The sequence below is a fragment of the Acidovorax sp. GW821-FHT09A11 genome, assembly GCF_059418365.1.
Map to the genome: position 1 here is coordinate 138,101 of NZ_JBWKPS010000006.1, position 19,608 is coordinate 157,708.

General features: G+C 70.6%; 17 protein-coding genes. 9 read left to right on the plus strand and 8 right to left on the minus strand.

Annotation, left to right across the window (positions count from 1 at the left end; translation table 11 throughout):
• Window positions 1-8 precede the first annotated feature (8 nt).
• The 3 genes from AC07PV_RS17040 to AC07PV_RS17050 all read left to right on the plus strand — a co-directional run bounded on the left by AC07PV_RS17040 (window position 9) and on the right by AC07PV_RS17050 (window position 5,392).
• On the plus strand, window positions 9-2,213 hold the full coding sequence (locus AC07PV_RS17040; RefSeq protein ID WP_218296099.1) for a cyanophycin synthetase: 2,205 nt from the start codon (window positions 9-11) through the stop codon (window positions 2,211-2,213).
• Window positions 2,214-2,288: 75 nt separating this feature from the next.
• Entirely contained in the window at window positions 2,289-4,865 is a 2,577-nt protein-coding gene (cphA, locus tag AC07PV_RS17045) for a cyanophycin synthetase (protein ID WP_218296100.1), read from the plus strand.
• 59 nt (window positions 4,866-4,924) lie between these two features.
• Window positions 4,925-5,392 carry a CreA family protein gene (locus tag AC07PV_RS17050; RefSeq protein ID WP_255594789.1) on the plus strand — a complete coding sequence of 156 codons (468 nt, stop codon included), beginning with the start codon at window positions 4,925-4,927 and terminating at the stop codon, window positions 5,390-5,392.
• A gap of 141 nt (window positions 5,393-5,533) precedes the next feature.
• Here AC07PV_RS17050 and AC07PV_RS17055 read toward each other — a convergent pair whose 3' ends face one another.
• The 3 genes from AC07PV_RS17055 to AC07PV_RS17065 all read right to left on the minus strand — a co-directional run bounded on the left by AC07PV_RS17055 (window position 5,534) and on the right by AC07PV_RS17065 (window position 8,717).
• Window positions 5,534-6,193: a DsbA family oxidoreductase gene (locus AC07PV_RS17055; RefSeq protein WP_218296101.1), complete on the minus strand. Its 660-nt coding sequence runs from the start codon at window positions 6,191-6,193 to the stop codon at window positions 5,534-5,536.
• A gap of 286 nt (window positions 6,194-6,479) precedes the next feature.
• Complete coding sequence (locus tag AC07PV_RS17060) at window positions 6,480-6,962, minus strand: GreA/GreB family elongation factor (protein ID WP_218296102.1); 483 nt, start codon at window positions 6,960-6,962, stop codon at window positions 6,480-6,482.
• 234 nt (window positions 6,963-7,196) lie between these two features.
• Complete coding sequence (locus tag AC07PV_RS17065) at window positions 7,197-8,717, minus strand: AMP-binding protein (RefSeq protein WP_494630855.1); 1,521 nt, start codon at window positions 8,715-8,717, stop codon at window positions 7,197-7,199.
• A 381-nt stretch (window positions 8,718-9,098) separates the two neighbouring features.
• On the opposite strand from AC07PV_RS17065, the gene AC07PV_RS17070 reads away from it, so the two are divergent.
• From AC07PV_RS17070 to AC07PV_RS17080, 3 genes are all read left to right on the plus strand, one after another.
• The gene (locus AC07PV_RS17070) at window positions 9,099-10,133 is read left to right on the plus strand and encodes a YcjF family protein (protein ID WP_494630857.1); all 1,035 of its coding nucleotides are present in this window, start codon (window positions 9,099-9,101) and stop codon (window positions 10,131-10,133) included.
• 209 nt (window positions 10,134-10,342) lie between these two features.
• Window positions 10,343-11,701, plus strand: a complete 1,359-nt coding sequence (locus tag AC07PV_RS17075) for an SPOR domain-containing protein (RefSeq protein WP_494630859.1) — start codon at window positions 10,343-10,345, stop codon at window positions 11,699-11,701.
• 137 nt (window positions 11,702-11,838) lie between these two features.
• A complete protein-coding gene (locus tag AC07PV_RS17080) occupies window positions 11,839-12,588 on the plus strand; it encodes an SGNH/GDSL hydrolase family protein (protein WP_494630861.1) in 750 nt (249 codons plus the stop codon).
• 59 nt (window positions 12,589-12,647) lie between these two features.
• On the opposite strand, the gene AC07PV_RS17085 is transcribed toward AC07PV_RS17080, so the two are convergent.
• Together AC07PV_RS17085 and AC07PV_RS17090 are read right to left on the minus strand one after the other, a co-directional pair.
• Complete coding sequence (locus AC07PV_RS17085) at window positions 12,648-13,412, minus strand: alpha/beta fold hydrolase (protein ID WP_218296107.1); 765 nt, start codon at window positions 13,410-13,412, stop codon at window positions 12,648-12,650.
• 12 nt (window positions 13,413-13,424) lie between these two features.
• On the minus strand, window positions 13,425-14,435 hold the full coding sequence (locus AC07PV_RS17090) for a M14 family zinc carboxypeptidase (RefSeq protein ID WP_494630862.1): 1,011 nt from the start codon (window positions 14,433-14,435) through the stop codon (window positions 13,425-13,427).
• A 189-nt stretch (window positions 14,436-14,624) separates the two neighbouring features.
• Here AC07PV_RS17090 and AC07PV_RS17095 point away from each other — a divergent pair, with 189 nt between their 5' ends.
• The 3 genes from AC07PV_RS17095 to AC07PV_RS17105 all read left to right on the plus strand — a co-directional run bounded on the left by AC07PV_RS17095 (window position 14,625) and on the right by AC07PV_RS17105 (window position 15,603).
• On the plus strand, window positions 14,625-14,756 hold the full coding sequence (locus AC07PV_RS17095) for a hypothetical protein (RefSeq protein WP_255591040.1): 132 nt from the start codon (window positions 14,625-14,627) through the stop codon (window positions 14,754-14,756).
• Window positions 14,725-14,889, plus strand: a complete 165-nt coding sequence (locus tag AC07PV_RS17100) for a hypothetical protein (protein ID WP_218296109.1) — start codon at window positions 14,725-14,727, stop codon at window positions 14,887-14,889. The genes AC07PV_RS17095 and AC07PV_RS17100 overlap by 32 nt, the downstream gene beginning before the upstream one ends.
• A gap of 219 nt (window positions 14,890-15,108) precedes the next feature.
• Complete coding sequence (locus tag AC07PV_RS17105) at window positions 15,109-15,603, plus strand: HU family DNA-binding protein (RefSeq protein WP_494630863.1); 495 nt, start codon at window positions 15,109-15,111, stop codon at window positions 15,601-15,603.
• A 91-nt stretch (window positions 15,604-15,694) separates the two neighbouring features.
• On the opposite strand, the gene AC07PV_RS17110 is transcribed toward AC07PV_RS17105, so the two are convergent.
• Genes AC07PV_RS17110 through AC07PV_RS17120 form a run of 3 tightly spaced genes read right to left on the minus strand, consistent with a single transcriptional unit; the run spans window position 15,695 to window position 19,568 of the window.
• Complete coding sequence (locus tag AC07PV_RS17110; protein WP_494630864.1) at window positions 15,695-16,168, minus strand: transcriptional repressor; 474 nt, start codon at window positions 16,166-16,168, stop codon at window positions 15,695-15,697.
• Window positions 16,165-17,604 carry an efflux transporter outer membrane subunit gene (locus AC07PV_RS17115; RefSeq protein ID WP_494630865.1) on the minus strand — a complete coding sequence of 480 codons (1,440 nt, stop codon included), beginning with the start codon at window positions 17,602-17,604 and terminating at the stop codon, window positions 16,165-16,167. Before AC07PV_RS17115 ends, AC07PV_RS17110 begins: the two co-directional genes overlap by 4 nt.
• Window positions 17,601-19,568 carry a MacB family efflux pump subunit gene (locus tag AC07PV_RS17120; RefSeq protein WP_494630944.1) on the minus strand — a complete coding sequence of 656 codons (1,968 nt, stop codon included), beginning with the start codon at window positions 19,566-19,568 and terminating at the stop codon, window positions 17,601-17,603. Before AC07PV_RS17120 ends, AC07PV_RS17115 begins: the two co-directional genes overlap by 4 nt.
• Window positions 19,569-19,608: the final 40 nt, after the last annotated feature.

Genomic DNA, 19,608 nt, shown 5'->3' on the forward strand with positions numbered 1-19,608 from the left:
TGCAATCCATGGCGAAACTCAACGATATCCAACTGCTTCGCATCAACTACCTGCGCGGCCCCAATATCTGGACCTACCGGCCCGTGCTGGAGGTCTGGCTGGACCTGGGGGAACTGGAGGACCATCCCTCCAACCTCCTCCCCGGCTTCAACGAGCGCCTCACCGCCTGGCTGCCCGCGCTGATCGAGCACCACTGCGGCGTGGGCGAGCGCGGCGGGTTCCTGCAGCGCCTGCAGGAAGGCACCTGGTGCGGCCACGTGCTGGAGCACATCGTGATCGAGCTGCTGAACCTGGCGGGCATGCCCACCGGCTTCGGCCAGACCCGCAGCACCTCGCAGCGCGGCGTGTACCGCATGGTGTTCCGCGCCCGCGACGAGCAGGTGGCGCGCATGGCCCTGGCCCAGGGCCATGGCCTGATCATGGCGGCGATCAACGACGAGCCCTTTGACGTGCAGGCCGCCGTGGCCCGCGTGCGCACCGAGGTCGATGACCAGTACCTGGGCCCCAGCACCGCCTGCATCGTGACGGCCGCCACCGACCGGGGCATCCCGCACATCCGCCTGAACGACGGCAACCTCGTGCAGCTGGGCTATGGCGCCAGCCAGCGCCGAATCTGGACGGCCGAGACCGAATTCACCAGCGCCATCGCCGAGGGCATCGCGAGCGACAAGGACCTGACCAAGAGCCTGCTCAAGTCCTGCGGCGTGCCCATTCCCGAAGGCCGCGTGGTCAACAGCCCCGAGGAAGCCTGGGAAGCGGCCGAGGACATCGGCCTGCCCGTGGTGGTCAAGCCCTCCGACGGCAACCACGGCCGGGGCGTGACGCTGGACCTGCGCAAGAAGGAAGACATCGAGGCGGCCTACCACGTGGCCTACCCCGAGGGCAGCGACGTGATGGTCGAGAGCTTCATCCCCGGCGACGAGCACCGCCTGCTGGTGGTGGGCGGCAAGGTGGTGGCCGCGGCGCGCGGCGAGGTGGTCAGCATCACCGGCAACGGGCGCTCCACCGTCAAGGAACTGATCGACACCCAGCTCAACTCCGACCCGCGCCGGGGCTATGAGGAAGAGTACCCGCTCGAAATCATCGACCTGGCGACCGACACCAAGGTGCAGCTCGAGCTCAAGCGCCAGGACCTCGACGCCAGCTCCGTGCCCGCCGCCGGCCGCCAGGTGGTGGTGCAGCGCAACGGCAACGTGGCCGTGGACTGCACCGACGACGTGCACCCCGAGGTGGCCTACATCGCCCAGCTGGCCGCCAAGGTGGTGGGCCTCGACATCGCCGGCATCGACATGGTGGCCAGGGACATTTCCAAGCCCCTGCATGCCCAGGGCGGCGCCATTGTCGAGGTCAATGCGGGCCCGGGCCTGCTGATGCACCTCAAGCCCGCCGTGGGCGCGCCGCGCCCGGTGGGGCAGGCGATCGCGGAACACCTGTTCCCGTCCGAGGACGGCGATGGCCAGGCCGGCCGCATTCCGGTGGTGGGCGTGGCCGGCACGCGCAGCACCTCGACCATCGCACGCGTGGTGGCGTGGCTGCTGCACCTGGGTGGGCACCACACGGGCCTGGCCTGCCGCGAAGGCCTGTTCCTGGACCGCCGCTGCGTCGAGACCACGGACTGCGCCCACTGGGAAGCCGCCCACCGCCTGCTCATGAACCAGATGGTGCAGGCCGCCGTGATCGAAAGCGACGCGCGCACCATCCTGCGCGACGGCCTCGCCTACGACCGCTGCCAGGTGGGCGTGGTCACCGACATGGACGGCGTGGAAACGCTGGCCGAATTCGACGTGCACGAGCAGGACCAGATGACCAAGGTGATGCGCACCCAGGTCGACGTGGTGCTGGCCGAGGGCGCCGCCGTGCTGAACGCGGCCATCCCCCAGGTGGCAGACCTCGCCCCGCTGTCGGATGGCGCCGTGGTGCTGTACGCCCAGGACGCCACGCTGCCCGTGATCGTGGAGCACCGCGCCACGGACAACGGCCGCGCCGTGGTCGTGAAGAATGGCCGCGTGGTGCTGGCCACCGGCAGCGCCGAGCACGTGCTGGGCTCGCTGTCGGACCTCACCTTCGGGCGCAACGCCGTGGTGCCGGACACCGATGCCCTGCTGGCCGCCATCGGCGCGGCGTGGGCGCTCAACATCGCCCCCGACCTGATCGGCGCGGGCATCAAGACCTTCGAGCCCGACCTGCCGGCGCCAGTGGGCCTGCCTTCCTGATCCGCCCGTAGAGAACCGAACGCCCGCGACTTGAACGGGGCCCGCGAGCCCCGAACGATTACTGAAAGAGACCCCATGGATGTATCCCGCACCCGGGCCCTGCGCGGCCCCAACCTCTGGAGCCGCCACATGGCCATCGAGGCCGTGGTTGCCTGCACCGAAGCCGAACGCGCCGTTGGCCAGATGCCCGGATTCGAAGCGCGGCTGCGGGCGCTGTTCCCCGCCATCGGCGTCCTTCATGCCGAAGGGAGCACCGACATTTCCCTGGCGCACGTGCTGCAGACGGCCGCGCTGAACCTGCAGGCCCAGGCCGGCTGCCCCGTGACCTTCGCGCGCACCACCGCCACCACCGACGCGGGCGTGTACCAGGTCGTGGTCGAGTACAGCGAAGAGGCCGTGGGCCGCCAGGCGTTCGAAGACGCCCAGCAGCTCATCCAGGCCGCGCTCGGCCACGGCGGCTTCGATGCCGACGCGGTGATCGCCAAGCTGCGCGAGCTCGACGAAGACGAGCGCCTGGGCCCGAGCACCGGCTCCATCGTGGATGCGGCCGTGGCGCGCGGCATCCCCTACCGGCGCCTCACGCGCGGCAGCCTGGTGCAGTTCGGCTGGGGCTCCAAGCAGCGCCGCATCCAGGCCGCCGAGGTCGACTCGACCAGCGCCGTGGCCGAATCCATCGGCCAGGACAAGGACCTGACCAAGCGCCTGCTGCATGCGGCCGGCGTGCCGGTGCCGCTGGGCAAGCCGGTCGAGACGCTCGACGAGGCCTGGGAAGTGGCCCAGAAGGTGGGCCTGCCCGTGGTCGTGAAGCCGCAGGACGGCAACCAGGGCAAGGGCGTGACGGTGAACATCACCGACCGCGCGCAGCTCGAGGAAGCCTTCCGCACCGCAGCCGAATACGGCACGGTGATGGTCGAGCGCTTTCTGCCAGGCCACGATTTCCGCCTGCTCGTGGTGGGCGACCAGCTCGTGGCCGCCGCGCGCCGCGAGCCGCCCCAGGTGCTGGGCGACGGCCAGCACACGGTGCGCGAACTGGTCCACCAGGTCAACCTGGACCCGCGCCGTGGCGAAGGCCACGCGACCTCGCTCACCAAGATCCGCCTGGATGACATCGCCGTGGCCCGCCTGGCCATGCAGGGCCTGACGCCCGACTCGGTGCCGCCCAAGGGCCAGCGCGTCATCCTGCGCAACAACGCCAACCTGTCCACCGGCGGCACCGCCACCGACGTGACCGACGACGTGCACCCCGAGGTCGCCGCGCGCGCCGTGGCCGCGGCGCAGATGGTGGGCCTGCACATCTGCGGCGTCGACATGGTGGCCGAAACCGTGCTGCGCCCACTGGAAGAGCAAGGCGGCGGTTTCGTCGAGGTGAATGCCGCCCCCGGCCTGCGCATGCACCTGGCACCCAGCTACGGCAAGCCGCGCAACGTGGGCCAGGCCATGGTGGACAAGCTGTACGCCCATGGCGACGACGGCCGCATTCCGGTCGTGGCGGTCACGGGCACCAATGGCAAGACCACCACGGCGCGCCTGATCGCCCACCTGTTCACGGCCCAGGGCCTGCGCGTGGGCATGACCAACACCGACGGCGTGTACGTGAACGGCCGCCAGATCGACAGCGGCGACTGCAGCGGCCCCAAGAGCGCGCGCAACGTGCTGCTGCACCCCGAGGTGGACGCGGCCGTGTTCGAGACGGCGCGCGGCGGCATCCTGCGCGAAGGCCTGGGCTTCGACCGCTGCCAGGTGGCCGTGGTCACCAACATCGGCGCGGGCGACCACCTGGGCCTGAACTACATCACCACGGTGGAAGACCTCGCCGTGCTCAAGCGCGTGATCGTGCAGAACGTGGCCACCACGGGCTATGGCGTGCTCAACGCCGCCGACCCCATCGTGGCGGCCATGGCGCCCGCCTGCCCCGGCAAGATCATCTTCTTTGCGAGCGACCGCCACCACCCCGTGATGGCCACGCACCGCGCGCAGGGGCACCGCACCGTGTACGTGGACGGCGACTCCATCGTGGCCTCGGAAGGCTCGTGGCGCGAGACCATCCACCTGCGCGACGTGCCCATCACGCGCAACGGCAAGATCGGCTTCCAGGTCGAGAACGTCATGGCCTCCGTGGCCGCCGCCTGGGGCGTGGGCATGCCCTGGCAGACCATCCGCCGCGGCCTGTCGGGCTTTGTGAACGACAGTGACAACGCGCCCGGCCGCTTCAACATCATGGACTACCGGGGTGCCACCGTGATCGCCGACTACGGCCACAACCCCGACGCCATGCGCGCCCTGGTGGGTGCCGTGGACGCGCTGCCCGCCAAGCGCCGCAGCGTGGTCATCAGCGGCGCGGGCGACCGCCGCGACGAGGACATCCGCGACCAGACCGTGATCCTGGGTGCCGCGTTCGACGACGTGATCCTGTACCAGGACGCCGCGCAGCGCGGCCGTGCCGACGGCGAAGTGATGGCCCTGCTGCGCGAAGGCCTGGTGGGCGCATCGCGCACCACGCACGTGGAAGAGATCCGCGGCGAATTCATTGCCATCGACGCCGCCCTGGCGCGCCTGCAGCCCGGCGACCTGTGCCTGGTGCTGGTGGACCAGGTGGAGGAAGCGCTGGCCCATCTGGCACAGCGCTGCGCCGACGCCGGGGCCACGGCGTGACGAAATCATCCACCGCCACCGCCACCGCCACCGGCCTGCGCCGTGCCCGCCGCTGGGCCATGGCGGCGGCGTGCGCACTGGCCGTGGTGCTGCCGGCGCTGGCGGCCACGGGCGAGAAGATCGGCACGGTGGACACCGCCTTCCAGTGGCTGGGCCGCGACCACGACATCATCGTGGAGGCCTACGACGACCCCGGCGTGCAGGGCGTGACCTGCTACGTCTCGCGCGCGCGCACCGGCGGCATCAAGGGATCGCTGGGCCTGGCCGAGGACCGGGCCGAGGCCTCCATCGCCTGCCGCCAGGTCGGGCCCATCAGCTTCCCCGAGCCGCTCAAGAAGCAGGAAGAAGTCTTCAGCGAACGCATGTCCATCCTGTTCAAGCGCCTGCGCATCGTGCGCATGGTGGACGCCCCGCGCAACACGCTGGTGTACCTGACGTATTCAGAAAAGCTGGTGGACGGCTCCCCTCAGAACAGCGTGACCGCCGTGCCCGTGGACCGCGCCACGGCCATCCCGCTGCGCAAGTGACAAGCGGTCGTCGTCCGTCGCCGTAGCGGGACGTACGTCACCACCAACAGAAAAGGGGCCTTGAGCCCCTTTTCTTTTGATAAAACAGCCTCTACCGCTTGACTGGTAATCGTTAGAAGCTATTAATTCAATAGCATCCCCTCATCCAGCCTGCTGCGCCGCAATCTGCCGCAGCGCCTGCTCGAACACCTCCACCGGCTGCCCACCCTGGATCAGGTGCCGCTCATTAATGATGATCGCCGGCACGGAATTAATGCCGCTTTGCAGATACAACTGCTCCCGCTCGCGCACCTCGTCCGTGAAGCGGTCCGACGCCAGCAGCGCACGCGCCTCGGCCACATCCAGCCCCACCTCGCCCGCCACCCGCGCCAGCACCTCGTGGTTGCTCGGGTCTTGCCCATCGGTGAAATAGGCCTTGAACAGTGCCTTCTTCAGCGCGGGCTGCACGCCCTGCTCTTCGGCCCAATGCAGCAGCCGGTGCGCATCGAAGGTGTTGTAGATGCGGCTGCGTTTGTCCATGCTGAAGGTAAAGCCCAGCTCCGCGCCGCGCGCCGCGATGGCCTCGCGGTTTTTCTGGCTCTGCGCAGGCGTCGCGCCGTACTTTTCTTGCAGGTGCTCGCCGATGTCCTGCCCCTCGGGGCCCATCTGCGGGTTCAGCTCGAATGGCTGAAAGTGCAGGTCCAGCGCCACCTCGTCCTTGAGGCGGTCCGCCGCCTGCTCCAGCGACCGCAGGCCGATGATGCACCAGGGGCAGGAGACATCGGAGACGAAATCGATCTTGAGGGTGGTGGGGTTGGGCATGGGAGGGCCTTGGGAAGGGAAGAAGGACGGGATGGTAGGCGGGGTGGGATAACCGTGGTGGGAGGGGGTTTACTGAGCAGGTCGGCGCCGCCGACTGCGAAGCGGCCAGTGATGTCGGCCCCCTGAGCTCACGGTCCAGGTCACGCAGCGGTCATGCATGCACCAGTGACTTCTCGGACCCAGCGGCCGGTTGCAAAGGGCTGCAGGCCCTGCCATCCAGCCGGTACGTTCACCACGCCTGAACGTCCGCTGACCCGGGCCAATCCGGCGTGAACCTGCATGCGGCCTATTGAACCCGCAGCACCTCAAACTGCTGTCGGATTGGAGCGACCTGTATCGACACCTCATCCCCCTCGCATTTGCCCAGCATGGCCCTGCCCAGTGGCGCTTCGCTGCTGATGACCTGAACGGGCTGGGCGCAGTTGACCAGCTTCATGCTGCCCCCATCCGGACCGAGAAAGAGCTGCTGCCGCTTGTCGTCGGAATCGACCAGGCAAACCAGTGCGCCGAGCTGTATACCTTTGCTGGCGTCGTAGGGTCGCGGGCGGAATTGGCGCCAATTGGCCATCGCCTGGCGGATGGCTTCGGCGCGCCGGGCTTGGCCGGTGGCCAGGTAGGCGGCTTCGAGTCCCAATGTGTCGTATTTGTTTTCGGCGATGTTTTCTTCGTGGGTCGCCGTTTCATGGGCCGCACGCACTGCCTGTTCGGCTTGCAGCAGGTCTTCGGCGAGCCGTTCCAGCACCTGCTGCCGCAGCAAGAATTTATCCATGATGAAGGGTCGGCATCTCGACAAGCGGGGGTGGGTCTTGATTGCGAAGGGCTCCGGGCTCCACCAGCCTTGGACGCTTCCGTCGGCTGCGGGTTGACGTCAGCCCTGGGCACTGTCCTGTCGTCCATTTCGGTGCATCGAACGGCAGGAACTGGCCGATGGTACCCATTCGCGAACGCGGGGCGCATGCCCGCAACCCGCCTGAAGCTGCGGCCCGCCAAAGCCGAGCGATCTCTAGGCGCGTCCCCTCAACTCCGTCTTCAACACCTTCCCATAACTATTCTTGGGCAACCCCTCCACCCACCGATACACCTTCGGCCGCTTGAACCGCGCGATGTGCGCCCCGCACAGCGCGTCCAGCACCGCATCCCCCACCGGCCCACCCTCGCCCGCCACCAGGTAGGCCACCACCACCTCGCCCCACTCGGCATCGCGCTGGCCCACCACGGCCACCTCGCGGACCTGGGGGTGCAGCAGCAAAACCTCTTCCACCTCGCGCGGGTAGATGTTGCTGCCGCCGGAGATGATCACGTCCTTCGACCGGTCCTTCAGCGTCAGGAAGCCATCCGCATCCAGCGCGCCCAGGTCGCCGGTGTGCAGCCAGCCGCCCTGCAGCGTGCGCGCGGTGGCGTCGGGGTTGTTCCAGTAGCCGGGCATGACGGTGTCGCCGCGCACCAGCACCTCGCCGGTCTCGCCCGTGGGCAGGGGCTGGCCTTGGGCGTCGGCCACGCGCACCTCCACCAGCGACTGCGCCACGCCGACCGAGGCCATGCGCTCAGGCCAGCGGGGGTGGGTGGTGTCGGCCAGGTGCGCGCGTGACAGCGCGGTGATGGTCATGGGGCTTTCGCCCTGGCCATAGATCTGCACGAAGCGGTCGTTGCCCATCACCGCCATGGCGGTGCGCAGGTCATCGGCGTACATGGGGCCACCGCCGTAGACGATCGTCTTGAACCCCTGCACGTCGGCGCCCGTGGCGCGCACATGCTCCACCAGGCGGTGCACCATGGTGGGCGCGGCAAACAGGGTGAGCTGGCCCACGGATGCAGCCAACTGCACCAGCTCGGCGGGGTCGAAGCCGCCAGACGCCGGCACCACGTGCCGCCCGCCGCGCAGCACCTGGGCGTAGTTGTACAGGCCCGCGCCGTGCGACATGGGCGCGGCGTAGACCATGGCGTCGCCGGGCAGCACGTCGTCCACGTCGGTGAAGTAGCAGGCCGTCGTGGCCAGCAGGTTGCGGTGCGTCTGCATCACGCCCTTGGGCCGGCCGGTGGTGCCGGATGTGTAGAACAGCGATGCGATGTCGTCCGGGGCACGGTCGTGCACGGGCATGGGCGCATCATGCTGTTGCACGGCCTGCTGGTAGTCGGCAGAGCCCAGCAGCAGGGTGGCTGCAGGGTCTGCGCCGGCCTCGCGCGCGGCGGGGTGCAGGGCCTCGGACACCAGCGCCACGCGCGCACCGGAGTCGGCCAGCACGTAGGCCAGCTCCTTGGCGTGCAGCTTGTAGTTGACGGGCACGGACACGGCGCCGGCCCACACGATGGCGTGCAGCGCCTCCAGGTACTCGGGCGCGTTGACGGCGTAGATGGCCACGCGGTCGCCGGGCAACACGCCGTAGCGTGTACGCAGGCTGGCGGCCAGCGCGGCGGTGCGTGCGCCCAGCGTTTGGTAGTCGAAGAGCACACGGTCGCCGTGCAGCACGGCGGGCTGGTGGGCATGCAGTTGCGCGCTGCGGCGCAGCAGGTGGGCGATGTTCATCGGACGCCCCGCGCGCTGGGGATGGCGGTGCCTGCCCTGCTGGTACTGCCCGTACTGCCCGTACTGCTCGTATTGTTTGCCCTGCTGGTCGTCGCCGCTTGCCGCATGCCTTGCCTCCTTGCCATGAGACAGCCACTGTACGCAAGAGAGGCCCGGGCGCACAGTCGCTCCACTACGCAAGGGGAAACCCGGGTGGGCCGCAGGGCTGGCAGCCGGCGCCGCGATGCACCTGGTTACCAGATGCCCGCAATTCCCCACAAGCCGTGGCGTTGAAAGCGCGCACCCTAGACTGCACCTGACTCCGCACGCCGCCCCACCGCCTTCTGGCACGGGCAGCGTGCCAGCCCCCCTCCATTTCACGGCCTTGCAGGCCCGCACCCCATGACTCCAGAACAGCAAAAATCCATTCTCACCATCGCCTTGCTGGCCGCGTTTGCGGACGGCACCAAGGACGACGCCGAGCGTGAAGAGATCCGCCGCATCGCCCAGTCGCTGGCGGGCGACAGCGGCATGGCCGACCTGCCGCGCATCTACCAGGACGTGCTGCTCAAGCGCACCACGGTGCAGGCCGCAGCCGCCGCGCTGACCGACCCCGGCCACCGCCAGCTGGCCTACGAGATGGCGGTGTGCGTGTGCGACGTGGACGGCCGGCAGACGCCGGCGGAGGCGCAGTTCCTGGCCACGCTCAAGTCCGCGCTGCAGCTGGGCGCGCAGCAGACCGCCGCCTTCGAGCACGAGGCCGATGCGCTGGTGGATGTGGCCGAGAAGGCGCCACCCTCGGCCGTGCCCTGGGGGGTGGCGGGTGCTGCCACCGGTGCTGCGGCCTATGCAGCAGCCGCCGCGTCGGCGCCTTCTTCTTCGTCGTCTGCATCCGTGCCGGTGCCCGCACCCGCAGGCCCGGGCGATGCCGAGCTGGACAAGTCCATCCTGAACTACGCGATGCTCAACGGTGCTCTGGAGCTGCTGCCGCAGTCGTGGGCGTCGATGGCCATCATCCCGATGCAGGTGAAGATGGTCTACGGCATCGGCAAGGCGCACGGCGTGGAGCTGGACCAGGGCCACATCAAGGAGTTCATCGCCGCGGCGGGCGTGGGCATGACGTCGCAGTACCTGGAGCAGTTTGGCCGCAAGCTGCTCGGCGGCCTGCTGGGCAAGGTGGCGGGCCGCACCATTGCAGGCGTAGGCAGCGCGGCCACCGGCATGGCGTTTTCGTTTGCCACCACGTATGCGCTGGGCCAGGTGGCCAAGCGCTACTACGCGGGCGGCCGGGTGATGAGCACCGCCATGCTGCGCGACAGCTTTCAGAATCTGCTGGGCCCGGCCAAGCAGATGCAGTCGCAGTACCTGCCGCAGATCCAGCAGAAGGCCGCCACGCTGGATGCGGGCAAGATCATGGCCATGGTGCGCGGCGCCTGACCCACGGGGCCCGGCAAGGTTGCTATATTTTTAATAGCCTCTAGCGCTTGACAGACAAGCGCCAGCGGTTCATTCAAGGCCCGATCCCGGGGCCTGCGGCATGCGCCCAGGGGCGCCGGCGCGCGGCGCGGGCCCGGCGGCGCTGCAGCCGCGCCACGCGCGCGCGCAGGCCCTGTGGCGCCAACACCGGCCCATGACAGAATCGGCCCATGCTCGACCACACGGATCCTGTCGCCTCCATCATCCCGGCCATGTCGCTCGATTCACCGTCCGACAACGCCATGACGGCGCTCTCCCGGCTGGCGCTGGGGCCCGTGAACACCGCGTACTACCTGGCCGTCTTCGAGCGCTTTGACAACACCGGCCGCACCACCACCACCTGGAACTGGGCCGCGTGCCTGGCCACGCTCAACTGGATGCTGTTTCGCCAGTTGTGGAGCGCCGCGCTGGTCTACGTGGCGGCCGCCGAGGGGCTGGCGCTGATCGTGTTCGGCGTCGGCCGCTCCTTCCTGCAGTGGCCGCCGGGGGTGGAACTGGGGGTGCTGGGCGCCTTCGCCGTCCTGGCCTTCGCGGTGCCCGGCCTGTATGGCAACGCCATCCTGTATGCCGACATCCGCAAGCGGGTGGCGCGCGCCCTGGCCGCCTCCCGCACCCTGCCCGAGGCCAGCGCGCTGCTGGAGAAGCAGGCCAGCTCGCGCAAGCGGCTGCAGGCGCTGGTGCTGGCCAACCTGGTGCTGGCGGCCGCGGCGGCGCTGGCCTACCTGGCCTGGGCCCCTTCGGCCACCAGGCCCCTGGCACTGGAACCGGCGGTGACCGTCGCCCAGGCCACCGCGACAGCCGCGTCCAGGCCCGGCGCGGCGGCGTCTTCTGCACCAGCACCAGCACCAGCGCCCGCCCCCGCACCGGCACCGGTACCTGCATCCACGCCCGCTGCCTCGGCCCCCATGCCGAGCACCTCCGCCGCCGCGGCGACGGCGGCGCCCCCCGCCACCGGTGCCGCGTCCACGGCGGCGGCACCGCCCGGGGCACCAGCGGCCGCGCCGGCAGGCAAAACCCCGCCACCGGCCACCCAGGCAGCGCCCGCCACCGCGAGCCCTTCCGTACCCACGGCCCCCACGGCGCCGCCGGCCGCCAGCGCGCCAGTCTCCGTGCCGGCCACCAAGGCCACCTCCAAATCCCCGGCCAAGGCAGCACCCGGCGCGGCCAGCACACCGGCGCCCGCCGCCGAGCCAGCAAGCCGCGCGGCCTCCACCGCGAAGCCTTCCAAGGCGGCCAAGGCACCACCCGCCCCAACCGCTGCTCCAGCGGCCTCCACCACCCTGCCCACCGTGGGCACCGCGGCGGGCTACTACATCAACGTGGGGCTCTTTGCCGACGAAGCCAACGCCCGCAAGGCCCAGGCCCGGCTGCTCAACGAAGGGCTGCCGGCCTTCCGCCAGGAGCTGAACAGCGCCAAGGGCCGCCGCATCCGTGTCCGCGTGGGGCCCTACGAAAGCCGCGCGCAGGCCGACGCGGCGGCCGGGTCGATCCGGGCGATGGCGCTGGAAGCCGTGGTCTTCAGGCAATAGACAAATAAATAGGCGCGGGCCCGCGCGCAGCGGCCCACCCCGGCGCCGGGCGCGCCGTCCTACGCCCCGGGCGCGCTGGCGCCGACGCCCGCACCCCAGGCGCGCCGGTAGGCTGCATGCACCACACCGCCACCGCCATGAACCGCACGCCCCGCCCTGCCCTGCATCTCTCCACGCGCCGCCTGGCCACCATCGCGGCCGTGGCCGCGGGCGCGTTGCTGGCCACCGCCTGTGCGCCATGGCGCATCTGGACGGTGGCGGAGCTGGCCCGTGGCGCGCGGCCCTTCACCGCACACCCCGCCCAGCCGGACAAACGCCTGCTGGTCGTGGGCGACAGCACCGCCGTCGGCACCGGGGCCAGCACGCCCGCGCAAAGCCTGCCGGGCCTGATCGGCCAGCAGCACCCGCGGTGGCGCATCGACAACCTGGCGGCCAATGGCGCACGGTTTGCCGACGCGGCCGCGCAGCTGGAGCGCGCGGACGGTGGCTACGACATGGTGCTCGTGCTCGCGGGCGGGAACGATGTGATCCGCTTCACGCCCGCGGACACGCTGCGCGCCGAGCTGCAAAGGACCATGTCGCTGGCCCTGCAGAAAGGGCGCCGCGTGGTGCTCATGCCCTGCGGCGACGTGGGCCATGCACCGTTCTTCGCGCCGCCACTGTCCTGGGTCATGTCGCGCCGTTCGAAGCGCCTGCACGCCCTGGCGCAGGACGCCGCCGCGGACCACGGCGCGCACTACGTGCGCCTGCTCAGGCCCCGGGACCAGGACCCCTTCGTGTCCCGGCGGGACACCTTGAATGCCGCCGACGGACTGCACCCCAGCAGCGCGGGGTACCAGGAGTGGTACCGCGCGCTGGTGGCCCAGGGCGGACTGCCCGCGCCCTGACGGCACGCGCGGGCGCCGCGCGCACCGGATGCAGGCCGCGCCCGCCGGGGCGGCCCGCGTCAGCGCGCCCCGTCGATTTCCGCCAGCCAGTCCTGGACCTGCCGGATGACCCAGCGCGGGTCGTCCAGCGGCAGATCGTGCCCTGCGCGGGGGTGCAGCACCACGGGCACCCGCCACGCGCTGGCCACGGCCTGCGAGCACTGGCTGCGCACCAGGCCGTCCCCGTGGCTCGCCAGCAGCAGGATGCGCGCCACGGGCCCCACCCGGGGCGCACGGTAGCGGGCCGCCGCCACCAGCTGGCGCAGCGCATTGGCGGCCTGCACCGGGCGGCGCGCGCGCACGGCGGCCCAGTCCCGCACCACCTGCTGGCGCTCAGGCGCGCTGTTGCTGGTCAGGCGCAAGACCACCTGCTCGATCTGTTGCGGCGCGCCGCCCCACAGCGCCAGGCGCAGCAGCGCCGCGTAGTTGCGCGGCCGCAGGCGGTGATAGAAGGGGCTGAAAGGGCGAAAGCTCGTGTTGATCAGCACGCAGCCCGCCACCTCCGCGGGGGCCACCCGCGCCCATTCGGTCGCCACCATGGCTCCCAGCGACACGGCCAGCAGGTGGTAGGGCGGCGCGATGCCGCTCCCGGCCAGCGCCTCGCGGCATGCCCGCACCATGGCGGGCACCGACAGCGGCGAAGGCTGGCGGTGGAGCTGGCCGTTGCCGGGCAGGTCGAGCGGCTGCACCCGGTCCCGGGGCAAGGCACGCTCGAAATCCGCCAGGAAGTCCCCCCAGTGGGCGGACTCCCGCGCCAGGCCCCTGAGCAAGATCCACTGGCGCATGGGCGCAGGCCTTCAGTACCACGCGGCCAGGGCATCCGCCCTGCGCTGCGCGCGCTGCCCCGGTGCGGACACCCAGCGCCCGTGGCTGCAGGCCGCGCGGGCCAGGAAATCGAGCAGCGACAGATGGCGCCGCAGCACGCGCTGCTGCCGGTGGTCGATGAGCGGGTTGAAGATGCCGTTGCGCGAGAACAGCTGGCGCGGATTCTTCTTGATCCACAGCCAGGAGCCCATCTCCAGCGTCAGCGGCAGGAACGTGTGCGCGGGCACATCGCGGCAGGCCTGCAGGTACAGGTGGTCCCACAGGTCGCCGTGCGCCAGGTACTGCGCGCTCTGCGGCTCGATGACGTACGGGTGGTGGCTGTGGGCCTGCAGGAAGATCTCCTGCAGCGCGTACAGCTCGGCCAGGTGCGCGATGGGCTTGCGCGTGTGGGCAAACGGGAACCACAGGCGGTCCCGGGCGCCAAATCCCGAATGGCAGTCGATGGCGATGCTGAAAGGCCGCGCCAGCAGCTCCTCGGACGCCACCTCGCACAGGGCCTGGCTTTCCGGCTCCATGGCATCGCCCGCGCGCCCCCGGTACCAGGGAAGCCCCGCGCTCACCCGCTGCCCGCCGATCCACGGCGGTACCCGGTCGGTGGCGTCCACCGGCGCGTTGCGCATCAGGTCCACGCCGCGCGGATTGGCGCGCGTGGCGGCCCACATGCCGCCCGGATTGACGATGGGCATGAAGACCATGCGCATGTGCTCGAGCTGGCGGTGCAGCGTGGTGTCCCACTGCAGCCGCATCACCACGTTCTGCAGGTAGGCCAGGACCACCTCGGCGCCGATGCGCTCCAGGCCATGCACGCCACCGAAGAACCCGACCGCCGGAACGTCCGGCGCCGGATTGCCCAGGCTAATGGCATGGATCGGAAAGCAGTGGCCCGAGGCCGTCTGCACCTGCCGCACCACCCGCACCTGCAAGTGGGACGCACCGAGTTCGATGATCTTTTCGAGCGCCAGCAACTCGGGCAGCGTGTTCATGGTGGGTGGCAAGGGTGGCGCGAAACCGGGCGGCAGGGCGGCAGTACAACGAAGAGCGAGCATATGCCCGGCCCGCAGGCACCGGCAACGCCATCGCGCGCCCTGTATGAATTCAGCGAAACGACGCGGAACTGTCACACAAGCGCGTTAACTTGCCCGCAGACAACCTGTTCAAAGAGGCACACGATCATGCTCTGGAGATGGCTCGGACTGCAGCGGCTGCTGGATGAACTCTTCGATGCCCCCGGCTGGCCGAGCTTCGACCTGCCCCGCACCGATGGATGGGCGCATGAAGACGCAGCAGCCACGGCGCAGGACTGAAGTGCGCCGCCTGGCCGTGCTGTGCGGCACCCTCGGCTGCGCGCTGGCCTGGGGCCTGGTGGAGCTGCTGGCGCTCCAGCGCCAGCGCTACCACCAGTGGCGCCAGCGCCACCAGACGCCGGCACACCGCTGACGGCGGCCCGCGGCAGCGCCCGCACGCGGCGGCGGCGGGCATGCGGCCGGCCCCACTGGCACCGCTTCGGGCATGCCTTTCACCCGCTGTTTCAGAAGCCTCTGGCGCAGGCGGGTCTTCACATTTGCGGGGTGTGCCACAGTCGCACCTAAAATTGCGCACCTTCCCTTCAATGGGGGGAGGCACACTGCAACTCTGAAGCAAAGAAGAATCATCATCATGGCAACTGCAAAGAAAACCCCAGCGCCCGCAAAGAAGACCGTCAAGGCGGCAGCTCCAGCTGCAGCGAAGAAGGCAGCACCCGCCGCCAAGAAGGCAGCGGCACCCGCGAAGAAAGCCACCGCTCCAGCAGCGAAGAAGGCCGCCACCCCCGTGGCCAAGCCGGTCGCCGTGGGCATCAAGCCGATCAAGACGGCCTTCAACAAGACCACGCTGATCGCCCACCTGGCCGAGCAGGCTGGCGTGGAACCCAAGGCCACCAAGGCCGTGCTGGCCGCGCTGGAAGCGACCATCCTGGGCTCCGTGCACAAGAAGGGTTCCGGCGAATTCACGCTGCCCGGCCTCATGAAGATCGGCCTGCAGCAGATTCCCGCCAAGAAGAAGCGCTTCGGCAAGGACCCTTTCACCGGTGAAGAGCGCTGGTTCCCCGCCAAGCCCGCCGCGGTGAAGATCAAGACCCGCGCGCTGAAGAAGCTCAAGGACGCAACGGCCTGATAAATCAGCCCGCGCTCCCCAGCGACAAGGACCAGATGCCTCCGGGCGTCTGGTCCTTTTTCTTTGCGCGGTCCGTTGCGCTTAGTCAGGCTCAGTTGGGCTGGCAGTGCCCCGTGGCGCCGTCGCAGCCCAGGCAGTCCACCTGCAGCACCAGGCCCGCCACCAGCGGCCGCAGGCCCACCTCGGCCGCGCGCAGCTCCAGTTCGTTGCGCAGCTGTGCGCCGGGCAGCGTGGCCGTGCGCTCGCACCGGCGGCAGGCCATGCGCACATCGGCCGACGGCGGCGGCGCAAAGGGCCGCAGGCGGTACACGGTGTGGCGCCGGTCGCTGCGGTCGTGCAGCAGCACGCCCAGGGTTTGCAGCTCGTGGATGATGCGGTACACCGTGCTGGTGCTCACGTGCGTGCCGCGCAGCAGCATCTGGTGAAAAGCCTCGTCCGCACCCATGCCCGCGCTGCCCGCGGAGTGGATCACCTGCAGCACGCCGATGCGCGCCGTGGTGGGGCGCAGGCCCGCCGTGCGCAGGCGCTGCAGCATGGTCACGGGCTCATTGATGCTTGCGTTCATGGCTGCGCCATGACGGCCACGCGGCGCACGCCAGCGTCGGCATCGGGCTGCCAGCCCCCGCCCAGCGCGCGGTACAGCGCCACCTGCGCCTGCCATTCGGCCTGGTGCAGCTGGGCCGCCATGTCCTGCGCGGCATAGAGGGTGCGCTGCGCATCCAGCAGCGTGAGCAGCGTCTCGGCCCCGGCGCGGTAGCGCGACTGCGCCAGCATGGCCGCCTGCTGCGCCTGCTGCACCACCTGCGCCTGCGCCATGCGCTGGGCCTGCGTGCCCGCCACGGCCTGCAGGGCTTGCTCCACATCGCTCACGGCCGCCACGATGCTGGCGCGGTACTGCGCCAGCAGCTCGGCCTGCCGCGCCTGGGCCGCATCGCGGTCGGCGGCCAGGCGCCCGCCGTTGAAGATGGGCGCGGCCAGCGCGGCGGCCAGGCTGTAGAGCGGGTTGTCGAACACGCGGGGCAGGTTGCTGCCCCCGGTGCCCAGGCTGGCAGTCAGGCTGATGCGCGGCAGCAGCGCCGCGCGGGCTGCGGCCACGTCGGCGTGGGCGGCCTGAAGCCGCGCCTCGGCCCGCGCGATGTCGGGCCGCCGCACCAGCAGGTCGGCGGGCGACCCGGCAGCGGGCACCAGCGCCTGCGTGGCGGGCAATGCGCTGGCCTGCACCACCGGCCACTGCGCCTGGCCCAGCAGCGCGGCCAGCGCCGTGTGCGCGCCCGACACCTGCTGGCGCCGTGCCTCCAGCACCTGCCGCTGCGTGGCCACCAGGCCGCGCTGCTGCGCCTGCTCGAGCTGCGTGGCGGCCCCGGCGCGCGCGCGCGACTCGACCACGGCCAGCACGCGCTCGGCGCTGTGCAGGTTCAGCCCGGCAATCGCCAGGCGCTCGCGCCCGCCCACCAGCTGCAGCCAGGCCTGTGCCACCGCCGCTGTCAGCGTGATCTGCACCGCGCCCCGGTCGTGCACGCTGGCCGTGCGCAGGGCCTGGGCGCTGGTCCGCTCGGCACCCAGGCGGCCCCAGGCATCGAGCTCGTAGCTTGCGGCCAGCCCGGCGCCGATCTGGTTGCCGGCCACCTCGGCCTGCCCGCCGGCACGGGCCTGGCGGCGGGCATCGAGCGTGCCGGTCACGGCAGGCAGCAGGCTGGCGCCAGCGGACCGCGCCACCGCATCGGCCTGCTGCACCCGCGCGATGGCGGCGGCGAGGTCCGGGCTCTGCGCGTGGGCGGCGTGGATGAGCGCGTCGAGCTCTGCGACACCGAGCGCAGAGACACCCGTCGCCACCCCCTGCGCGGGCGGCACCGGGCTGGCCCAGTGCACGGGCAAGGCGGGTGCTGCAGCGGCATCTTCAGGCGGCGGCTGCACCGCGGCGCAGCCACTGAGCAGCAACACACCAGCGGCAAGACAGGACACAGAGGCAATACAAGTGCGCATACCAACCATCACAATCATTCGGAAGCCAGGGCCACCACGGGGTCGAGCCCGGCGGCGCGGCGGGCGGGCATGTAGCCGAACACCAGGCCCGTGGCCACGGCGCAGGCAAAGGCACCGCCCATGGCGGTGAGCGAGAAGATCACGGGCACGCCCGACACGATGAGCACCGCGCCCACGGCCAGGCCGATGGCCAGGCCCGCCGCGCCGCCCACCAGCGTGACGAGCACGGCCTCGGTGAGGAACTGACGCAGGATGTCGCCCTGCCGCGCGCCGGTGGCCATGCGGATGCCGATCTCACGCGTGCGCTCGCGCACCGTCATCAGCATCACGTTCATCACGCCGATGCCGCCCACCACCAGCGACACGGCCGCGATCAGGCCCAGCATCATGGTCATGGCGTTGCGCGTCTGCGCCTCGGCCTGCAGCTTGGCCGCCGCGTTGCCGATGCGAAAGTCCTCGCGCCCGTGGCGCGACAGCAGCAGGGCGTGCATGGCCTTCTCGGCCGCCTGCACCTGCTCCACCGACGCGGCAGCGACCACGGTGTAGTCGGGCTGGGTCTGCACGCGGTACACGCGCGCGCGGCCCGACTGGTAGGGGATGAACACCATGTCGTCGTAGTTCTGCGCGCCCGAGTCGGCGCCGCGCTCGGCCATCACGCCGATCACCTCGAACGGCGCGTTGCCGATCAGCAGGTGGCGGCCCAACGGGTTCGGATGGTCCGGAAAGAACTGCGCGCTGGCCTTGTGCCCCAGCACCACCAGCGGCGCCAGGTCGCGGTCTTCGGCCGCGCTGTAGTAGCGGCCCTGGGCCACCTTCCAGTGGTGCACGCGGGGCATGTCCTCGCTGGCGGCGAACACGTAGATCTGCCGCTCGACGTTGCCATGGCGCACGGGGATGGGGTCGCCGATGACGGGCATCACGTGGCCGATCTCGGGCAGGCGGGCGATGGCCTCCAGGTCCTCTGCGGTGATCTCGCCCTGCGGCCCACCCTCGCGCGGGTGGCTGGCGCCCAGGTACATGATGGTGGTGCCCATGGAGCCCATCTGCTCCACCACGCGCTGCTTGGCGCCCTCGCCCACGCCCATCATCACGATGACCGACGCCACGCCGATCACGATGCCCAGCAGCGTGAGCCCGGTGCGCGCGCGGTTGATGCGCATGCCGCGCCAGGCCGAGCGGGCGGCCTCGGCCAGTTCGGCCCAGAAAGCGCGGCCGGAACGCTTGCTACTATTTTTATAGCTGCTTGCGCTTGCTGGTTGCGCGGTAGAGGCATTTTTTTCTTCCAACGTGCCTGCCACGGCCGCACCGCTGTCCGCCACGATCTCGCCGTCGCGGATCTCGATCACGCGGCGCGCCTGGGCGGCCACTTCGCGATCGTGGGTGATGAGCACGATGGTGTGGCCCGCGTCGGCCAGCTCGTGCAGCAGCGCCATCACCTCGGCGCCGCTGTGGGTGTCCAGCGCGCCGGTGGGCTCGTCGGCCAGGATGATGCGGCCGCCGTTCATCAGCGCCCGCGCGATCGACACGCGCTGCTGCTGCCCGCCCGACAGCTGCGTGGGCCGGTGGTGCAGCTTGTCGGCCAAGCCCAGGCGCGTCAGCAGCGCGGCTGCGCGGCGGGTGCGCTCCTCGCGCGGGGTGCCGGCGTAGATGGCGGGCACCTCGACGTTCTCGCACGCCGACTCGGCGCGGATCAGGTGGTAGCCCTGAAAGACGAAGCCGAAGGCCTCGCGCCGCAGCCAAGCCAGCTGGTCGGCGTCGAAGCCCGCCACGTCTTCGCCCTGGAAGCGGTAGCTGCCGCTGCTGGGCTTGTCCAGGCAGCCGAGCAGGTTCATCAGCGTGGACTTGCCCGAGCCCGACGCGCCCACGATGGCGACGAATTCGCCCGCGTGGATGGACAGCGAGATGCCGCGCAGCACCTCCACCTCGGGCTGCTCGCCACCGCCGTAGCGGCGGCGCACGCCGCGCAGCTCGATCAGCGGCACACCAGGGGCGTCATGCAAGACGCCGTGCAGGGTGTCGCGT